Below are 19990 nucleotides of genomic sequence, written 5' to 3'. Positions count from 1 at the left end.
TCTCTTTGTTTTTACGGTTAAAAAAAAATTGTAGATTTGCTAAATACCTTTAAAATAAATTTTTAATTAAATAGCATACTATGTTAACATTTATTCTTATTACAGTTGCTGTGATACTACTTACAATTGGCTTGGTTAAGTTAATTGACAAAATTATTCCATCTAAACTTAAACCTGTCTTAACTATCGCCCTTTGGATTTTAATTGGCTACCTAGGGTATTTAACATATATGTCTATTTACGAGCCAATTCAATTTAATAAAGTAAAAAACAAGCGTTACGTTCAAGTTATTGAGAGTTTAAAAGATATTAGAGATGCTGAATTAGCACACAGACAAGTAACTGGAAAATTTGAAGGAGATTTTAATAAACTAATTAAGTTTATTGATACTGCTAAATATACCATTACACAACGTAGAGATTCAACCATTTTAGATGAAGAAAAAACAAAATTATATGGTGTTGATTCTTATAAAGAAATTGTAGTTATTGATACTTTAGGATTTGTATCTGTAAAAGATTCTTTATTTAAATCATCTAACAGATATAAAACAATGATGGATGTTCCTGTTGGAAAGCCTGGTACAAAATTCAATTTACAAGCTGGTTTTATCGAGCAAAACAAAATTAACATTCCTGTTTTTGAAGCTTCAGTTAAAAAACGTGACTTATTATTTGATCAAAGCAATGATCTTATCATTCAAGAGAATCAAGTAATTTCTGTTGATGGAGTTAACGGTGATGCGCTTAAAGTAGGTTCTATGAATGAAGTTAAAACGACTGGAAACTGGCCTAAAACATATGGCGATAACGAATAATAATTCTAACGAATTAACAAATATAGAATTGTCCATTCAAATTAGTTTGAGTGGACTTTCTTTTTGTATACTGAATCGTAAGTTAAATACGATCATTCATTTGAATGACATTCAGTTTGAAAAGAAACTCAACCCCTTAGAATTATTAGACCGATTAAAAGGTCTTTTTGATTCTGAAAAAATGTTGTCTTACAACTTCTCTAATGTTTTCGTTGTATATGATAACGACTTATCGTCTTTAGTTCCTGAAACTTTATTTAGTGAAGATTGCCTAGCCGACTATTTAAAATTCAACTCTAAAATTCTTAAATCTGATTACATCACCTATGATCGTATTTCAGAAAACAACAGTGTAAATGTCTATGTCCCTTATATAAATATTAATAATTTTATATATGATAAATATGGGGCCTTTACTTTTAAACACATTTCCACGGTACTTATTGAAAAGATCCTGCAACTTGAAAAAATTAAGATGAACACACGTATGTATGTTCATGTTAACAAAAATCATTTTGAAATTATAGTGGTGGAGAACTCTAAATTAAAGCTCTTTAATACCTTTGGGTACAGTTCTAAGGAAGATTTTATTTACTTTATATTATTCACTGCAGAACAATTAAATTTAAGTCCCGAAACACTAAAGCTTGTCTTCTTAGGACAAATTGAAAAAGAGGACTCCTTATATCAAATAGCCTATAAATACATTAGAAACATTAGCTTTGGTAGTCGTAATGACCGATTTAAATTTGAAAGCGCTCCCAAAACACCTTATGCTCACTTCACCTTAATAAACAATTTTTAATGCGAATTATTTCAGGATTATATAAAAGTAGAAAAATCATTGCTCCTAAAAACTTGCCTGTACGCCCTACAACAGACATGGCTAAGGAGTCGTTATTCAATATTATTAACAACCTTTATTATTTTGATGATATTTCTGTTTTAGACCTTTTTGCAGGAACCGGAAATATAAGCTATGAATTTGCTTCACGAGGCACTGAGCAAATTACTTGTGTGGATCAAGATTTTGGCTGTATTAAATTCATTAATTCAACGGCTGAAACGTTTGATATGCCCATTCAAACAATTAAAAGTGATGTTTTTAAATTCCTAGAATCTTCTAAAATTCAAGCCGATATTATATTTGCCGACCCACCTTACGATTTTACTGTAGAGCAATTTTCTAAGATTCCAGATTTAGTATTTTCAAACGAATTATTACTTGATGGCGGTTTACTTATTGTAGAACATTCTAAACACACAGACCTATCAGGTGTAAGTAATTTCTCGTATTCTAAAAGCTATGGTGGTAATATGTTTAGTTTTTTCGAAATTGCCGAATAAAATTTTATTATAATTCACTTTTTTTCAGTACTTTAGGAGTATCCCTAAGCACGTAGCAATACAAATAGCCTTAAAAACAATCTACATGAAACACTTAAAAATGTAGAATTGTAAGTATTGTTTTTATAGTTAAAGCTAAACTGAAAAACCATTAAGCATATTAATGTGACTTTTTAAAGATTATAATTATTAGTTAGTCACTAGTTTTTAAATGATAAACCCTTCTTTAAAACAAAGAAGGGTTTATTTATTTGAAAGTAAATCTATAAGCCGAATCCTGTATGATTTTAATTTAAAATAAAACTAAAATCACCCTTATCATTTATCTGAATGCATAGTTACCCATACACTTTAGCTGCCTACCCTCTAGCATCAGACGTGCAGCCTTCAAACGCTAGTTTACATGACATTGCACCACATAGAGTTTACCCGGTTTCACTACAGCATTACCTGTACATACTTTCTGTTGCACTTTTCCTAATCTCACGACTGGTGGCCATTAACCACTATGTTGCACTATGGTGTTCGGACTTTCCTCCCTTCATACTAAAACAAGTTTAGCAAAAGAGCGATAAGGCGATTTACTTGGCGGCAAAAGTACGTAAATTGTTAATAACTCCTATTAAATTTAAGCTTCTGAATTCAGATTTAAGCGTTGAATTTTTAACTTTGTTGCTCTAATATTTTTCAATGGAACATTTTGTTGTATCGGCTCGAAAATATAGACCACAAACCTTCAAGGACGTTGTTGGTCAGCAAGCCATTACCAATACTTTACTAAATGCCATTGAAAACAATCATTTAGCCCAAGCTCTTTTATTTACAGGCCCTCGAGGTGTTGGTAAAACAACTTGTGCTCGTATTCTGGCTAAAATGATTAATAGTGATGGTGAAGTAACAGGCGACGAAGATTTTGCTTTTAATGTATTTGAATTAGATGCCGCCTCGAACAACTCTGTTGATGATATTAGAAGTCTAACAGATCAGGTTCGTATTCCACCTCAAGTTGGAAAGTATAAAGTTTATATTATTGATGAGGTACACATGCTATCTCAAGCGGCTTTTAATGCCTTTCTTAAAACTTTAGAAGAACCACCAAAGCATTGTATTTTCATTCTCGCAACTACTGAAAAACATAAAATCATTCCAACTATTTTATCGCGTTGTCAGATTTTTGATTTCAAACGAATTACCGTTAAAGATGCTAAAGAATATCTAAAATATATTGCAGAAGAACAAGGTATAACTGCTGAAGATGACGCTTTACACATTATCGCTCAAAAGGCAGATGGTGCCATGCGTGATGCGCTTTCTATCTTTGACAGGGTTGTTAGTTTCTCTGGAAAAAATTTAACCAGACAAGCCGTTACCGAAAACTTAAATGTTTTAGATTACGAAACGTATTTTTTAAGCACCGATTTAATCCTGGAAAATAAAATTCCGGATTTACTCATTCAGTTTAATAATACCTTATCAAAAGGTTTTGATGGACACCATTATATTGCTGGCTTGGCCTCTCACTTTAGAGATTTATTGGTGAGTAAAAATCAAGAAACCATCGAGCTTCTTGAAGTTGGCGATCAAACTAAAGCCAAGTATTTAGAACAAGCTAAAAAGGCCTCACAAGACTTTTTAATGCAAGGTATTAACCTCGCCAATGAATGTGACCTGAAGTATAAAACCAGTAAAAACCAGCGACTCCTCGTTGAATTATGCCTCATGCAGCTTGCCTCTATCACTTTTGATGGAGAAAAAAAAAATGGTAAACATTACATAATTCCTGCTTCATATTTTAAAAGTAAAGGCATTACTCCTATAGCAGTTCAAGTTCCAGAAAAGCAAGAACAGACAACAGAAAAACAAGAAAATCCAGTTGGTACTGCTTCAAATACCACAAACAAGGTTGTGGAACAATTTCAAGAAAAGAAACCACCTACCATTGTTTTAAAAAAAGAAACCAAGCGTACATCTGGACTTTCGCTTAGCAGTATAAGAGCTAAAAAAGAGCACCAAATCAAACAGATGGAAGTGGTCGTAGATGAGGAAAACCTACCTACTGAACCCTTTACCGAAGGTGAGTTTTTAAAAGTTTGGAATGAATATATCAGCTTTTTAAGAAAGGAAGGTAAACATAACTTAGCTTCTATTTTGGCCATTGACACGCCCAAACTAAAAGGAACCACGGCTCATCTAGAGTTCCCTAATGCTACAAATAAGGTAGAAGTTGAACGTCAGCAATATGATTTATTACTTTACATTAGAAAGACTTTAAGTAATTATGACATTGCTTTAGAAATTACCATAAATGAGGTTAAGGAAAAGCAATACGCCTATACTACGGTTGAAAAATTTGAAAAATTAAAGGAAAAAAACCCAAGTATTGATCTTTTGAGAAGAACTTTCGACTTAGGTCTTTAATCTTACTAAAAAATAAAATTATGCTCGGATTAAAACTACCAACAGACCCAAGATGGGTGAATATTGTAGAAAAGAATATTGAAGAAATTTTAACCGATCATGCTTTCTGCGAACAAAAAGCTACCAGTACCGCCATATCCTTAATTGTTAGTTTTCCTGAGTACACCGATTTAGTACAAGAAATGACCGCTTTGGTTAAAGAAGAAATCAGTCATTTTAAAATGGTACATGACAAAATTATTGAACGCGGTTGGGTATTGGGAAGAGACAGACGTGATGAATACGTGATTCAACTTTTAAAATTTTTCCCTAAAGGTGGTAGCAGAACCACACAACTAGTTCACCGTTTATTATATGCAGCACTAATCGAAGCTAGAAGCTGTGAACGTTTTAGATTACTATCGGAGGAATTAGAAGATAAGGAACTCGCAACTTTCTATAGAAATTTAATGGTAAGTGAAGCAAATCATTACACCATGTTTTTAGGATTTGCTAGAAAATATGGGAATAAAAAAGAAGTAGATGCCAAATGGCAAGATCTTTTGGAGTATGAAGCTGAAATCATGAGAGATTTAGGAACCTCTGAAACCATTCATGGTTAAAACTTATAGCCAATACCTATTTGAAAGGTTCTATTTTTAGCGTTTAAACCAGAATCATCATCATATACATTATTTAGTCCGTTGGCATGTCGTATATCGGCAAAAAGAGCTTGATTTATACGGTATTCTAGTCCTAAAATGGATGAAAAACCAAAATTTTTAGCCATATCATCAACTTTATGCACTTTTAAACCAACTTGCGGCCCTAGGTTTAAAAAGATTTTCTTAGTCAATTTAACACTTATTAAAACAGGCATTTGAATGTAATCAAATTGTAAATCGTCTGCTTTAGAGCCTTCATAAGAAAATTGAAGTTCAGGGATAATTGAAACAGTTTTAGATAAACTTACATCGGCTAAAAAACCTATGTAAAAACCATTTCGGTGTTTGTTTTCTTCAGGAATTTCAGAAGAAAAGTCTAAGCTTGAAATATTCATACCAGCACGAACACCGTATTTTACGTTTTGTGATATCCCCTTTAAGGACAAAAACATGACCACGACAAAAAAGTAGAACTGTTTCATAAATAGGTATTTTGGGATTGAATATTTTTTAATTTTCAATTAATGCTCCGAACATTTTTTTCCATTTAGGAAATATAACTTCTGGAAACAGTCTTAAAACATTTTTATGGGTAGTAGGTCCCAATTATTTTTTAGCTTTTAGATTTTCAATAAACTTCTTTAAGGCTTGAAAAAAGGAACTCGAGTCATTGACATTTACGAGATATCTTTGTTCTACATTTTAAAGAATTTCTTAATTCCAGTATCCAAAAACTTATTAGGGCGAATATATATTATAATTATATTGCTTTACAACAATACAAGGTGAAGTGCAAAATTTTACTGTGTATTGCTAGAAACCGTATCGTAGTAAATACTTTTTATCACACCATCTGCCAATCCTATTTTAGGCACATAAATGTTTTTAGCACCACTCCATTTCATGGCCGATAAATAAATTCGCATAGCAGGAATGATAACATCGGCACGGTCTTGATTTAAATCTAGTTCTGTGATACGCTCTTCATAAGAGTAATTTTGAAGGGTGTTATAATAAGAACTCATATAAAAGTAGCTAAGCGGTTTTCCCATAGCTTTTCCTGAGATCTTGAAGATTTTATTAATATTTCCTCCAGAACCGATCACGGATATTTTATCGAATTCTAAAGCGTTGGAAGCAATCCACTCACGAAGTTCTTGCCAGGCTTCATTTCTAACCATGTCATTTAGCAATCTTACAGTCCCTATTTTAAAGGAACGTGAGGCTATGGATTTACCTTGATCTATAACTGTAAATTCAGTGCTACCACCACCTACATCAACATACAAATAGGTTTTATTAGGGTCGATGTATTTATTTAAATCGGTAGCAGCGATGATAGCTGCCTCTTCTTCACCTTCAATAACATCAATTTTAATCCCCGATTGCTCTAAAACCAAATCAACTATCTGACTTCCATTTGAAGACTCACGCATGGCTGAAGTTGCACAGGCTTTGTATTTTACAACCTTATGCGACTTCATTAATAGCTTAAAAGCAAGCATAGTATCTAAAATACGCTGCGTATTTTCTTTAGAAATTTTACCTTTCACAAAAACATCTGCACCTAAACGAATAGGAACCCTAACTAAAGAGTTTTTCTTGAATTGCACAGGACGCCCTTTTTGTTCAATAATATTTGAAATAAGTAAGCGAACTGCGTTGGAACCAATGTCTATAGCAGCATATTTTTTTAATGAAAGCATATTAATCTTCTAATTTTTTAAGGTAATAATCGTAAATAGCGTATTGCGATCTAATTTTTTTATTGTCGTTAACACGGTAATTATTTTCTTGAGAATCACTTAATACTCTTGCCTTTACATTGTCATTCCAACAAATATTAAAGGTGTCAATAATTTCTTGTTTAATTTCTTCATCATAAATAGGACAACTCACTTCTACTCTATTTTCAATATTCCTTGTCATCCAATCGGCTGAAGAAATGTATAATTTAGGGTTGCCGTTATTTCCGAAGATATAAATTCTTGAATGCTCTAAAAACTTATCGACCACACTTATCACTTCAATGTTTTCACTCATTCCAGGAACGCCAGGAATTAAACAACACAATCCGCGCACAATCATTTGCACTTTTACACCAGCTCTACTCGCTTCATAAAGTTTATCGACCATATCATAACTAGAAATACTATTCATTTTTAGTCTAATAAGGCCTTCTTTTCCTAAACTAACGTTTTCAATCTCTTTATCAATAAGTTTAAACACTTCCCTTTTCGTGTAATGCGGCGAAACAATTAAATGTTTGTACTTATTAATTTTATAATTGGTTTCAAAGAAGCCAAAGATTTTATCGACATCTTTTAATATTTTTTGATTGGCGGTAAAAAGTGTATAATCGGTGTAAATTTTAGCTGTAGATTCGTTGAAATTACCTGTACTTATAAAGCCGTAGCGATGGAATTTCTTCCCTTCTTCACGCTCAATAACACACATTTTACTGTGTACTTTAAGTCCAGCAACTCCAAAAATAAGGTTAACACCAACTTCTTCCATTTGTTTCGCATAGTTGATATTCGCTTGCTCATCAAATCTTGCGCGCAACTCTATAGACACCGTAACTGTTTTTCCATTAATCGCCGCATTAATTAATGAACTTGCGATATGAGAAATCTCAGCCAATCGGTAAATGGTGATTTTTATAGTTTTAACCTTCGGGTCTAAGGCTGCTTCCCTTAAAAATTTAACAACGTATGAAAACGTTTGGTAAGGTGCATGAAGTAAATAGTCCTTTTTAGCAATGGCTTCAAAAATACTAGTTTGTAGGCTCAAACCTTTTATAGGTAGCGCTTCAATTTTATCGTATAATAAATCAGTTCTCCCTAAACTTGGGAATCCCATATAATCTCTTCTATTATGATAACGTCCTCCAGGTATGATACTATCAGTTTCATCGATACCCATTTTAGACATTAAAAATTCTAAGGTGTCTTTATCGATGGTTTTGTCGTAAACAAACCTTACAGGTTCGCCAACTTCACGATGTTTAACACTATCTGAAATTTTATCTATAAAACTTTTACTTAAATCACTTTCAAAATCCAACTCACCATCGCGGGTAATTTTAATCATGTGCGCTGAGATACTCTTATAGTCGAAAATATTAAAAATATCGCTTAAACAATGACGTAATAAATCATCTACAGCAATTATAAAGAACTTTTCTCCTTGTTTTGGTAAAACCACAAAACGATTAACAGATTTAGGAATTTCTATCAAAGCAAATTGTTTGGTATCATCAGGCATTAGCATTTTTACAGCCAAATAAGCACCACTATCCTTTAAGTTTGGAAGCACCACCTCATCATTAAGAATGATGGTTACTAAGGCTGGACTTACTTCTTTTAAAAAATATTCTTTTATAAAATCGTGCTGAGCATCATCAATTTGAGTTTCATTGATGATATAAATATTTTCATTTTTAAGTTTCTTAACGATATCGTATAAAATATCTAAACTTTCACTCTGTTGATCAATTACAATCTGTGTAATAATTTCGAGTAGCTCTTTAGCTCGAATACCCCCAAGTTCATTTTTGGCACCTTTTCCAGCCTCCACAATACGTTTTACAGTAGCATATCGTACCTTAAAAAACTCATCTAAATTATTAGAAAATATACCTAAAAACCTTAACCTTTCAATTAAAGGAACGGTTTCATCTTCTGCTTCTTGTAAAACTCTGGCGTTGAATTGTAACCAACTTATCTCTCTATTTATATAACTATTATGTACTGAGGATTCTAATTTAGTCATTAAAGGTATTTTTTAATAATCATAACAAATATATCGTATTTAGCTTGAATAATGTTAACAAATACGTTTGGTTATTGACAAAAAAAATGAAGAATTAATGATAATTTAAGATTAGGTATTATTTACTGGTAATCTGAATTATTTCAAATCTCTCGGAAATAAAATCTGAATAGTTTTACCTTTTTCGATGTCTTTCCAATGCTCGATATCAAATTCAATTTTTACGAATCCCGAAGTTGGCACATTATCAATTATTTGATTACCAAAAGTGTTTACAAAATCGGTAATAGCATGATTATGACCAAAAATCATAAGATTGTTGATTTGGTCATCACAAGATTTTATGAAGTCAATTAAATTATAACCTGCGAAATCATACAAATCATAATCGAAACTTATAATCGATGCATCTATTTTAAGGTTTTTAATGAAGATTTCAGCCGTGTTTTTTGCCCGATAAGCATCGCTCGAAGCTAGCTTATCTACAGCTAGATCTTCCTTAGCTAATTGTTTTGAAACCAAATCGGCATCTTCTAAACCTCTAGCATTCAAAGGGCGTTCATGGTCTATGACATCAAACTCCCAAGAAGATTTAGCATGTCTAACTAAAATTAAATATTTCATAATAATTTATAATTTTTTAATATTTCAGGGCCAAAATAATTTGAAAAAATCACACTATTTAGAGTTAATATCCAATAAAACGACACTAAACCTCATAAAAAATAGAAGAATTTTATAAATAATTAATCATCACACGATAATTATCAAATTCTTCCGATTAAGTTCTCTTAACAAACTCTTAATCGAATAAATAAGTGATTTAACATTTTTTTTTGAACTTAAAGAGGCATATAACTTCATTTGTTATACCTACAATGATGATCCTATGCTCTCAAATCCAACTAAAAATAAATTATATCACATTGTTTTACAATGCCTTCCCTCATTTTTTACAAACAACATAAAATTACAGCGTTACTTTAAACGGCTTATTACGGTTCAAATTTATTTTGAACACTAGCCCTAATCTGTAACGCTTGATAAATTTATATAAACACTTTATCAAATGCAATATGAGAAATAATTACCATTGTATTTTAAATAAACATATAAAAAGCAGGTTACTTCTATTTGGATTGATCTTGTTTCCGTTATTCATTTTTGCTCAATTGAGTACACAATCACCCTCTATACGTACTGGAGTTAATTTCGGCTGGTCTACCACACATAATACAACCATTGAGAAAGTAACAGTTAACAGCACTGAGTATAATACCTTTGTAGTACCATCTAGCTACGAACTTACAACATTAGGACCAAATGGTAATGGTGCAAATAATATTAGAAAGGATGGTAATGAAGTCGTCGGTTCATCTACTCCAAGAGATGCTTGGAATACGGCTGCTTTGGATGCATTTCAAGATAAAAACTTAAACCATTATTTTACATCGGATAGTAATGGCGAAGATTTGTGTGGCGATTTTGCTGCTGCTGCAAGTAGCACGGCTACATCGCAAAGGCAATCTTTAATTTATTCGCCAGCCATACCATCTAATGATGATGGAATTTTAGCCATTACCGAAAGAGGTGGAAATAACTGTTTATATGTAGAAGTTTACGGCTATCCAGCCGGATCTACAGGCGGAACAGAGCAACGTTTAGGAGATACATTTGTACGAACCAATGGTAATTTTGGTAGTTGTACTATGACAACGGCTCCTGTATCTGGCTCAGATTATTGGGCTTCCGATCGCTGTAATGACAATGGTCAAGGTATTGGAATTGCACTTTTTTATCTTGATGATTTAGCACCAACAGGTTCATTAATTACAAGAATAGAATTTGTAGGAGCTACCGAAGACCATGGCGATGGGAAATTCTTTTTACTTCAAAAATATGCTGTAGATCAGCAATTAATTGAATGTTTAGATAATACCTATAATGGTGATTTAAATGTTTTAAACAATGCACCTGCTAATTCTACATACACCATTGTACCCCCTACTATAACAGGTGGTGGTACATTTACCTCTAATACAGATGGAACGTATACATTTACCCCAGCTCCTGGATATACGGGTACTATTACTTTTAGTTACGAACTATGTTTACCTCCACCAAACACCACTGTTTGTGAATCAGGCACTGTATCATTACAGTATGTTAATCTCCCTCCCGAACCCACTCACGCTATTACTTGCAACAGTACAAATAATTTTACTTTAGAAGTGACTTCCCCGCTAGGAGATTATGCTTATTCCATAGACAACGGCAGTACTTTTCAAAGTTCATCCACATTTGATAATTTAACCGAAGGCTCGTACAGTTTAATTGTAAAAAGCACTGCTACCGACTGTGAAAAACAAAATAGTTCTAACCCTATTATTTTAAAAGATTTAGTGCTTACAGGTACTGTAACCGATGTGACTTGCAAACAAGATTCTACAGGAGAAATAGACATAACTGTTTCTGGAGGACAAGCTACATACACTTATTCATGGACTGGCCCTAATGGGTTTACAGCAAGCACAGAAGACCTTACAAACTTAGTTATTGGTGATTATGAAGTTAAAGTTACAGATAGTAACGGTTGTGAAATTATTGATGATTTTACTGTTTCAGCTTCAGCCGACACCGTAGCCCCCACGATTACTTGTCCGAATGACATCACTATAAATACCGATAGTGGTTTATGTACCGCTTCTTCGGTGAATTTGGGAACCCCTGTGACCTCTGATAATTGTATGGTAGTGAGTGTTACCAATAATGCTGTTGAACCATTTGCTTTAGGAAGTACCACAGTAACTTGGACTGTTGAAGACAATTCGGGAAACAAAACGACCTGTACACAATTGGTTATTGTTGAAGACAACACACCTGCTTCGGGAACAGCTCCAAGTGGAACTACTAGTGTTAATGCTTGTGCAGAAGAAAGTGCAATTGATAGTATTGTAACGATAGCCAGTGACATTAGTGCAATTGAAGGAGCATACACAGATGTCTGTGGCATCGTAAGTGCTACTTTTAAAAGTCAGACATTGACAGGAGATTCTTGTGGCTGGTCGTTGGCGCGAGTTTACATTATTTCTGATGGCAATAACTCAAATGATTTTGATATCACCATCACACACACAGGAAGAGATCAAACTGCGCCAATCTTAACAGGAACTGCACCTTCTGGAGTTACAAATGTCGATGCGTGTCTTGCAGATGCTCAAACCGATTATCCATTTAATGCCACAACATTAGCAGCTAGTTATTCTGATAATTGCAATAACGTCACAGTTAACCTCACAAATACTAACCAAACTGGCAATGACTGTTCTTGGACTTTTGTTTACACTTACGAAGTTGTAGATGACTGCGGAAATAAACTAGAAAATCAAACTATTACACATACAGGAAGTGATCAAACTGCGCCAACCTTAACAGGAACAGCGCCTTCAGGGGTTACTAATGCAGATTTGTGTCTTGCTGATGCTCAAACCAATTATCCTTTTGATGCCACCGCAATAGCGACGAGTTATTCTGATAACTGTAATAATGTTACTGTTAACCTCACAAATACCACACAAACAGGTGATGGCTGTTCTTGGACTTTAGTTTACACTTACGAAGTTGTAGATGACTGCGGAAATAAACTAGTAAATCAAACCATTACACATACAGGAAGTGATCAAACCTCACCAACATGGATAGACGAACCGGCAAATTTAACTGTAGAGTGTGATAGCACAACAGATGCAAGTGGCGTATTTGCTAATTGGTTAGCCTCTTTCAGCGGGACAGATACCTGTGGAACAGCTACTGTAACTAACAACAGCGCCGGTTTATCTGATTTATGTGGCGTTACCGGAACAGAAACGGTGACTTTCACTTTAACAGACGATTGTGGTAATTCCATCTCCAAAGAAGCCACTTTCACGATTGAAGATACCACCAATCCAACTTGGACTAACGAACCTACAGATTTAACCGTAGAATGCGACGGTACTACAGATGCTAGTGGAGCTTTTGCTAATTGGTTAGCATCTTTCAGTGGGACAGATACCTGCGGAACAGCCTCCGTTTCAAACAATAGCACTGGTTTATCTGATTTATGCGGTACTACCGGAACAGAAACAGTGACTTTCACTTTAACAGACGATTGTGGTAATTCCATCTCCAAAGAAGCCACTTTCACCATTGAAGATACCACCAATCCAACTTGGACTAACGAACCTACAAATTTAACCGTAGAATGCGACGGTACTACAGATGCTAGTGGAGCTTTTGCTAATTGGTTATGGTCTTTCAGTGGGACAGATTCTTGTGGAACAGCAACCGTGACTAACAACAGCACCGGTTTATCTGATTTATGCGGTACTACAGTTACAGAAACCGTGACTTTCACGCTTACTGACGATTGTGGTAATGCCATCACCAAAGAAGCGACTTTCACTATTGAAGATCATACGAATCCAACTTGGACTAACGAACCTACAGATTTAACCGTAGAATGCGACGGTACTACAGATGCTAGTGGAGCTTTTGCTAATTGGTTAGCATCTTTCAGTGGGACAGATACCTGCGGAACAGCCTCCGTTTCAAACAATAGCACTGGTCTATCCGATTTGTGTGGCGCTACAGGATCAGAAACGGTGACTTTTACTTTAACAGACGATTGTGGTAATGCTATTACTAAAGAAGCGACTTTCAATATTGAAGATAATACGGCGCCAATTATTGATAATACCAATAAAGTCAATATTGATATTGTTTGTGGAACTGGGAACACACAACAGCAATTAAACGATTGGTTAAATAGTAACGCTGGATCAACTGCTACCGATAATTGTAGCAATATCACATGGACTAACAATTACGGTAGTGATACCTCAATAAAATGTATAGGAGAAAACGGTATTCCAGTAGTATTCACAGCTACAGACGATTGTGGAAACTCTAGTACTACTACCGCTACTTATATTATAAAGGATGATGTTCCTCCAACCCTGACTACGCAAGCACAAAATGTCACAGTTCAATGTGATGGCGTTGGAAATACTACCCAATTAAATGATTGGTTAAATACGAATGGTGGTGCTACAGCAACCGAAAATTGTTCTACCATAGTGTGGTCTAATGATTTTATTGCACTTTCAGATGGCTGTGGAGTAACCGGTTCAGCCTTAGTAATTTTTACCGCTACCGATGCTTGCGGAAATACCACGACCACTTCAGCAACTTTTACTATTGAAGATAGTACGAACCCAACTTGGACTAACGAACCTGCAGATTTAACGGTAGAATGCAATGGTACAACAGATGCTAGTGATGCTTTTGCTAATTGGTTAACATCCTTCGGTGGTACTGATACCTGCGGAACACCTATAGTAACTAACAACAGCGCAGGTTTATCTGATTTATGCGGTGCTACAGGTGCAGAAACCGTGACTTTCACACTTACAGATGATTGTGGTAATGCCATCACCAAAGAGGCGACATTCACCATTGAAGATAATACGAACCCAACTTGGATTAATGAACCTGTGGATTTAACGGTAGAGTGCGATGGAACATTAGATGCCAGTGGCACTTTCGCTAATTGGTTAGCCTCTTTCAGTGGGACAGATTCTTGTGGAACAGCCACCGTATCAAACAACAGTACTGGTTTGTCTGATTTATGCGGCGCTACAGGATCAGAAACCGTGACATTCACTTTAACAGACGATTGTGGTAATGCCATCACCAAAGATGCTACTTTCACTATTGAAGATAATACAGCGCCAACTATAGACACCACCAATCAAATGAATATCGAAATTGTTTGTGGAGCTGGAAACACACAACAGCAATTAAGCAATTGGTTAAATAGTAACGCTGGAGCAACCGCTACCGATAATTGTAGCAACATCACGTGGTCTAACAATTACGGAAGTGATACAGCTATTAAATGTATTGGAGAAACCGGTATTGAAGTGGTATTCACTGCTACAGACGATTGTGGAAACTCTAGCACCACTACCGCTACTTATCTTATAAAGGATGATGTTCCTCCTACCCTGACTACACAAGCACAAAATGTCACAGTGCAATGTGATGGCCTTGGAAATACTACCCTATTAAATGATTGGTTAAATACAAATGGTGGTGCTATAGCAACAGAGAATTGTTCTACTATAGTGTGGTCAAATGATTTTACTGCACTTTCAGATAACTGTGGAGAAACCGGTTCAGCTACTATAACGTTTACAGCCACCGATGCTTGTGGAAATACGACTTCCTCTTCAGCAACTTTTACTATTGAAGACACTACGAACCCAACTTGGACTAACGAACCTTCAGATTTAACGGTAGAGTGTGATGGCACTACAGATGCCAGTGGCGCTTTTGCTAATTGGTTAACATCATTCAGTGGAACTGATACTTGCGGAACGGCAACAGTAACTAATAATAGTTCTGGGTTATCTGATTTATGTGGGGCTACCGGAACAGAAACCGTGACTTTTACCCTAGCAGATGAATGTGGAAATTCAATTGCAAAAGATGCTACTTTCACTATTGAAGATACCACAAACCCAACTTGGACTAACGAACCTTCAGATTTAACTGTAGAATGCGACGGTACTACAGATGCCAGTGGCACTTTCGCTAATTGGTTAGCCTCTTTCAGTGGGATAGATACTTGTGGAACAGCAACAATAACAAACAACAGTTCTGGGTTATCCGATTTATGTGGCACTACCGGATCAGAAACCGTGATTTTCACCTTAACAGACGATTGTGGTAATGTCATCACCAAAGATGCTACTTTCACTATTGAAGATACCACCAACCCAACTTGGACAAACGAACCTACAGATTTAACAGTAGAATGTGATGGTACAACTGATGCCAGTGGTGATTTTGCTAACTGGTTAACGTCTTTCAGTGGGACAGATACCTGCGGAACAGCTATTGTAACAAATAATAGTGTGGGTTTATCCGATTTATGCGGTGCTACAGGATCAGAAACCGTGACTTTCACTTTAACAGACGATTGTGGGAATGCCATCACCAAAGAAGCGACTTTCACTATTGAAGATAATACAGCACCAACTATAGATACCACCAATCAAATGGATATTGATATTGTTTGTGGAGCTGGAAACACACAACAGCAATTAAACGATTGGTTAAACAACAACGCTGGAGCAACAGCTACCGATAATTGTAGCAACATCACATGGTCCAACAATTACGGAAGTGATACGGCTATTAAGTGTATTGGAGAAAACGGTATTGAAGTGGTATTCACAGCTACAGACGATTGTGGAAACTCTAGTACCACTACTGCTTCTTACCTAATAAAGGATGATGTACCACCAACCCTGACTACGCAAGCACAGAACATAATAGTGCAATGTGATGGTGTAGGAAATACTACCCAATTAAATGATTGGCTAAATACAAATGGTGGTGCTACAGCAACCGAAAATTGTTCTACCATTGTCTGGTCTAATGATTTTACAGGACTTTCCGATGATTGTGGAGAAACCGGTTCAGGCACTGTAACCTTTACAGCTACTGATGCTTGTGGAAATACGGCTTCCACTTCAGCAACTTTTACAATTGAAGACACCAGCTTCCCAACTTGGACTAACGAACCTTCAGATTTAACAGTAGAATGCGATGGTGCAACAGATGCCAGTGGAGCCTTTAGCAATTGGTTAGCATCTTTCAGTGGGACAGATACCTGCGGAACAACTACAGTAACTAACAATAGCACCGGTTTATCTGATTTATGCGGTGCTACAGGTACAGAAACCGTGACTTTCACACTTACAGATGACTGTGGTAATGCCATCACCAAAGAAGCGTCTTTTACGATTGAAGATCATACGAACCCAACATGGATTAACGAACCTTCAGATTTAACTGTAGAATGTGACGGTACTGCAGATGCCAGTGGCGCTTTCGCTAATTGGTTAGCCTCTTTCAGTGGGACAGATACCTGCGGAATAGCAACCGTGACTAACAACAGTACAGGTTTATCCGATTTATGCGGTGCTACAGGTACAGAAACGGTCACTTTCACTTTAACAGACGACTGTGGAAATTCCATCACTAAAGTAGCCTCCTTCACAATTGAAGATACCACCAATCCAACTTGGACTAACGAACCTGCAGATTTAACGGTAGAATGCGATGGTACAACAGATGTTAGTGGTGCTTTTGCTAACTGGTTAGCCTCTTTCAGCGGGACAGATACTTGCGGAATTGCAACCGTGACTAACAACAGCGTTGGATTATCCGATTTATGTGGTGCTACAGGTACAGAAATGGTGACTTTCACGCTTACTGATGACTGTGGAAATTTCATAACGAAAGAAGCCACATTCACGATTGAAGACACAACAGCTCCTATAATTGATTCACAAAATCTTGCGGATATCGAAATTATTTGCGGCCAAGGAGATACCGAAAAGGAATTAACCGATTGGTTAAATAGTAATGCAGGAGCAACCGCTACCGACAGTTGCAGTTCCATAACTTGGAGCAACAACTATGGTGGTGATAATGCCGTAAAATGTAAACTAGGAAAAGGTATTGAAGTTATCTTCACTGCAGAAGATGAATGTGGAAACACAAGCAATATCAGCGCCTACTATCATATTAGAGACATTACGCCTCCAACTTTAGTAACTCCTGCTTCCGATTTGACCGTTGAATGTGATGGTACGGGCAACTTAACCGCATTAAACAATTGGTTAAATGCTAACGGAAATGCTGTTGCTACCGAAGATTGTTCAACTATAATTTGGACGAATGATTTTACAGGGCTTTCAAATAGTTGTGGAGAAACTGGCTCAGCAACGGTAATATTTACGGCTACCGATGGCTGTGGTAATGCCACAATCACTTCAGCTACCTTTACTATTGAAGACACTACAGCTCCAAGTCTTCCAATTACTCCTTCAGACATTACTTATGAGTGTTTAAGTGATGTTCCTGTAGTGGGTACTTTAACGGCTTCCGATCAATGTAGCGGTCTCATTACAGCTATAGGGGTTGATGTTATTGATGATACAAATCCTTGTCATGTCATTATTAAAAGAACTTGGACCTTTACAGACGACTGCTCTAATACATCTAGAACCACTCAAACTATAACCGTTACCGATACCACAGCGCCTGTGCTTGATTTACCGGTTAATGTAACTGCCGAATGTAGTGATAGCCTATCACCTATTATATTCGGAACAGCCACGGCAACCGATAATTGTGATCCTGCACCTGTTGTTACTTATAATGATGTAAAAACCAACGGATCTTGTTCTGGAACTTATACCATTACACGTACCTGGACCGCAACAGATAGTTGTGGAAATACCGTTTCAGCAGATCAAATTATTTCAACTTCTGATACCACTGCTCCAACATTCGACCAATCAGTTTTACCTGTCGATGTGGTTGTAGAATGTGATAACGTGCCTGCATCCGAAGTTCTAACGGCTTCTGATAACTGCGGAAATGCTTCGGTTAGTGTCTCTGATCGAAGAATTAATGGTAGCTGTCCTTCAGACTATATCATTAAAAGGACTTACACGGCTACTGATGAATGCGGACTTACAAACACACATATCCAAACCATCACCGTTCAAGACACTAAAGCACCTGTATTTGTTGAAACTTTACCAGCAACTACCTTAACTGTTGAATGTGATGCCGTGCCGTCTCCTGAAACTTTAACTGCAACCGATATTTGTGGATCGGCCACTGTTACCGTTAACGATGTTAGAACCAATGGCTATTGTAAATATAACTACAGTATCACCAGAACTTGGACTGCCAAGGATGAATGCGGATTAACAACAACACATACACAAATCATCACCGTGCAAGACACTAAAGCACCACTATTTGTAGAGAGCTCACCTACGGATATTACGGTGGAGTGTGATGCTATACCTTTTCCAGAAAATTTAACGGCTACAGATAATTGCGGAAATGCAACTGTTAGTGTTAGTGATGTTAAAATTATTGATAATTGTGCCAATAACTATGTTATCGAAAGAACGTATACGGCAAAAGATGAATGTGGTTTAACCACGACCCATACCCAAATAATAACAGTTCAGGATACCACTGCTCCAACACCTTCAACCTCATTTGAAGCCAATTTAGATGTGAGTTGTACCAATATTCCTGAAATTCCGAATGTGACTTTCACAGATAATTGTTCTTCGAACATTACAATCGATTTTGAAGAAACTAATTCATTCGATGAAAATGTGCTTCAGGATTATCAAATTATAAGAACGTGGACTGTAAAAGATGAATGTTTAAATGAAGCCACTTACACTCAAACTCTACATGTTACTCTTGATGAAATATATACAGAATTTGTCGCTCCAGACACCTGCTTTAATGAGGGTATAGTAGATTTAAACAGCTTAATACCAGATGACCTAAATAAAACTGGATTATGGGAAATTATTGAAGGAGAATCTGCTGCAACCCTTGTAGGGCATATTTTCGATCCTACTAATATTAGAATGAGTGAAGACTTCCGCCCTGGCACTGATGGTATTCTTTATAGATTTAGATACACTACAACAGACAATGGTTGTATGAGTGTTAATGAAGTGGTTATGAATTTACATGCCGATTGTGTGGTACTTCCATGTGGTGTTGATAACATAAAAATTTCAACAGCCATTACACCTAATGGAGATGGATATAATGATACTTTCGATATTAAAGGTATTGATTTATGCGGATATACTGCTGAGGTTCAAGTATTCAATCGTTGGGGAGCTCTCGTTTACCAATCTAACGATTATACTTTAGGAAGTATTGAAACTTCTGGTGTACACGGCAACTGGGATGGGTCATCACCTAGTTCATCATTAGGGTCTAGCGGACGATTACCTTCCGGCACATATTATTATATCATTAATTTAAAAAATAGTGGAATTAGTCCATTGACTGGCTCTGTTTATATAGGAACCAATTAACACT

10 protein-coding genes and 1 other RNA gene are annotated in these 19990 nt (G+C 35.9%); 6 read left to right on the top strand and 5 right to left on the bottom strand.

Going from position 1 to position 19990, the window contains the following annotated elements:
- Positions 1-80 precede the first annotated feature (80 nt).
- Genes A6I66_RS10850 through A6I66_RS10840 form a run of 3 tightly spaced genes read left to right on the top strand, consistent with a single transcriptional unit; the run spans position 81 to position 2165 of the window.
- Entirely contained in the window at positions 81-818 is a 738-nt protein-coding gene (locus A6I66_RS10850; RefSeq protein ID WP_202664134.1) for a hypothetical protein, read from the top strand.
- Positions 802-1623 carry a DUF3822 family protein gene (locus A6I66_RS10845; RefSeq protein WP_067149129.1) on the top strand — a complete coding sequence of 274 codons (822 nt, stop codon included), beginning with the start codon at positions 802-804 and terminating at the stop codon, positions 1621-1623. The genes A6I66_RS10850 and A6I66_RS10845 overlap by 17 nt, the downstream gene beginning before the upstream one ends.
- Complete coding sequence (locus A6I66_RS10840; RefSeq protein WP_067149126.1) at positions 1623-2165, top strand: RsmD family RNA methyltransferase; 543 nt, start codon at positions 1623-1625, stop codon at positions 2163-2165. The genes A6I66_RS10845 and A6I66_RS10840 overlap by 1 nt, the downstream gene beginning before the upstream one ends.
- A 250-nt stretch (positions 2166-2415) precedes the next feature.
- Here A6I66_RS10840 and rnpB read toward each other — a convergent pair.
- Positions 2416-2753, bottom strand: an RNA gene (gene rnpB, locus A6I66_RS10835) — RNase P RNA component class A.
- A 102-nt stretch (positions 2754-2855) separates the two neighbouring features.
- Here rnpB and dnaX point away from each other — a divergent pair.
- A complete protein-coding gene (gene dnaX / locus A6I66_RS10830; RefSeq protein ID WP_067149123.1) occupies positions 2856-4583 on the top strand; it encodes a DNA polymerase III subunit gamma/tau in 1728 nt (575 codons plus the stop codon).
- A 20-nt stretch (positions 4584-4603) separates the two neighbouring features.
- Positions 4604-5185 (top strand): tRNA-(ms[2]io[6]A)-hydroxylase, encoded by a 582-nt coding sequence (miaE, locus tag A6I66_RS10825; protein WP_067149120.1) that lies wholly within the window; start codon positions 4604-4606, stop codon positions 5183-5185.
- Here the strand turns inward: miaE and A6I66_RS10820 are convergent.
- From A6I66_RS10820 to A6I66_RS10805, 4 genes are all read right to left on the bottom strand, one after another.
- A complete protein-coding gene (locus A6I66_RS10820) occupies positions 5182-5709 on the bottom strand; it encodes a porin family protein (RefSeq protein ID WP_067149117.1) in 528 nt (175 codons plus the stop codon). The two genes, miaE and A6I66_RS10820, sit on opposite strands and share 4 nt — an antisense overlap.
- 318 nt (positions 5710-6027) lie before the next feature.
- Positions 6028-6933, bottom strand: coding sequence for a Ppx/GppA phosphatase family protein (locus A6I66_RS10815; RefSeq protein ID WP_067149114.1), 906 nt, complete (start codon positions 6931-6933; stop codon positions 6028-6030).
- A gap of 1 nt (position 6934) precedes the next feature.
- Positions 6935-9001 carry a polyphosphate kinase 1 gene (gene ppk1 / locus A6I66_RS10810; protein ID WP_067149111.1) on the bottom strand — a complete coding sequence of 689 codons (2067 nt, stop codon included), beginning with the start codon at positions 8999-9001 and terminating at the stop codon, positions 6935-6937.
- Positions 9002-9139: 138 nt separating this feature from the next.
- Positions 9140-9625, bottom strand: a complete 486-nt coding sequence (locus tag A6I66_RS10805; RefSeq protein WP_067149108.1) for a SixA phosphatase family protein — start codon at positions 9623-9625, stop codon at positions 9140-9142.
- A gap of 548 nt (positions 9626-10173) precedes the next feature.
- On the opposite strand from A6I66_RS10805, the gene A6I66_RS10800 reads away from it, so the two are divergent.
- Positions 10174-19986: an HYR-like domain-containing protein gene (locus tag A6I66_RS10800; protein WP_067149106.1), complete on the top strand. Its 9813-nt coding sequence runs from the start codon at positions 10174-10176 to the stop codon at positions 19984-19986.
- The last annotated feature ends 4 nt before the right edge of the window (positions 19987-19990 follow it).

The organism is Pseudotamlana agarivorans (assembly GCF_001642835.1).
GTDB classification, from domain to species: domain Bacteria; phylum Bacteroidota; class Bacteroidia; order Flavobacteriales; family Flavobacteriaceae; genus Pseudotamlana; species Pseudotamlana agarivorans.
Note: the sequence above shows the minus strand (reverse complement) of the source record. Positions and strands in the feature narration are given on the sequence as shown.

Bases quoted from the DNA above. Each gene is read 5' to 3' on its own strand.
- miaE (WP_067149120.1), top strand. From the start codon at position 4,604: ATGCTCGGATTAAAACTACCAACAGACCCAAGATGGGTGAATATTGTA.
- A6I66_RS10845 (WP_067149129.1), top strand. From the start codon at position 802: ATGGCGATAACGAATAATAATTCTAACGAATTAACAAATATAGAATTG.
- A6I66_RS10820 (WP_067149117.1), bottom strand. From the start codon at position 5,709: ATGAAACAGTTCTACTTTTTTGTCGTGGTCATGTTTTTGTCCTTAAAG.
- ppk1 (WP_067149111.1), bottom strand. From the start codon at position 9,001: ATGACTAAATTAGAATCCTCAGTACATAATAGTTATATAAATAGAGAG.
- A6I66_RS10840 (WP_067149126.1), top strand. From the start codon at position 1,623: ATGCGAATTATTTCAGGATTATATAAAAGTAGAAAAATCATTGCTCCT.
- A6I66_RS10815 (WP_067149114.1), bottom strand. From the start codon at position 6,933: ATGCTTTCATTAAAAAAATATGCTGCTATAGACATTGGTTCCAACGCA.
- dnaX (WP_067149123.1), top strand. From the start codon at position 2,856: ATGGAACATTTTGTTGTATCGGCTCGAAAATATAGACCACAAACCTTC.
- A6I66_RS10805 (WP_067149108.1), bottom strand. From the start codon at position 9,625: ATGAAATATTTAATTTTAGTTAGACATGCTAAATCTTCTTGGGAGTTT.
- A6I66_RS10850 (WP_202664134.1), top strand. From the start codon at position 81: ATGTTAACATTTATTCTTATTACAGTTGCTGTGATACTACTTACAATT.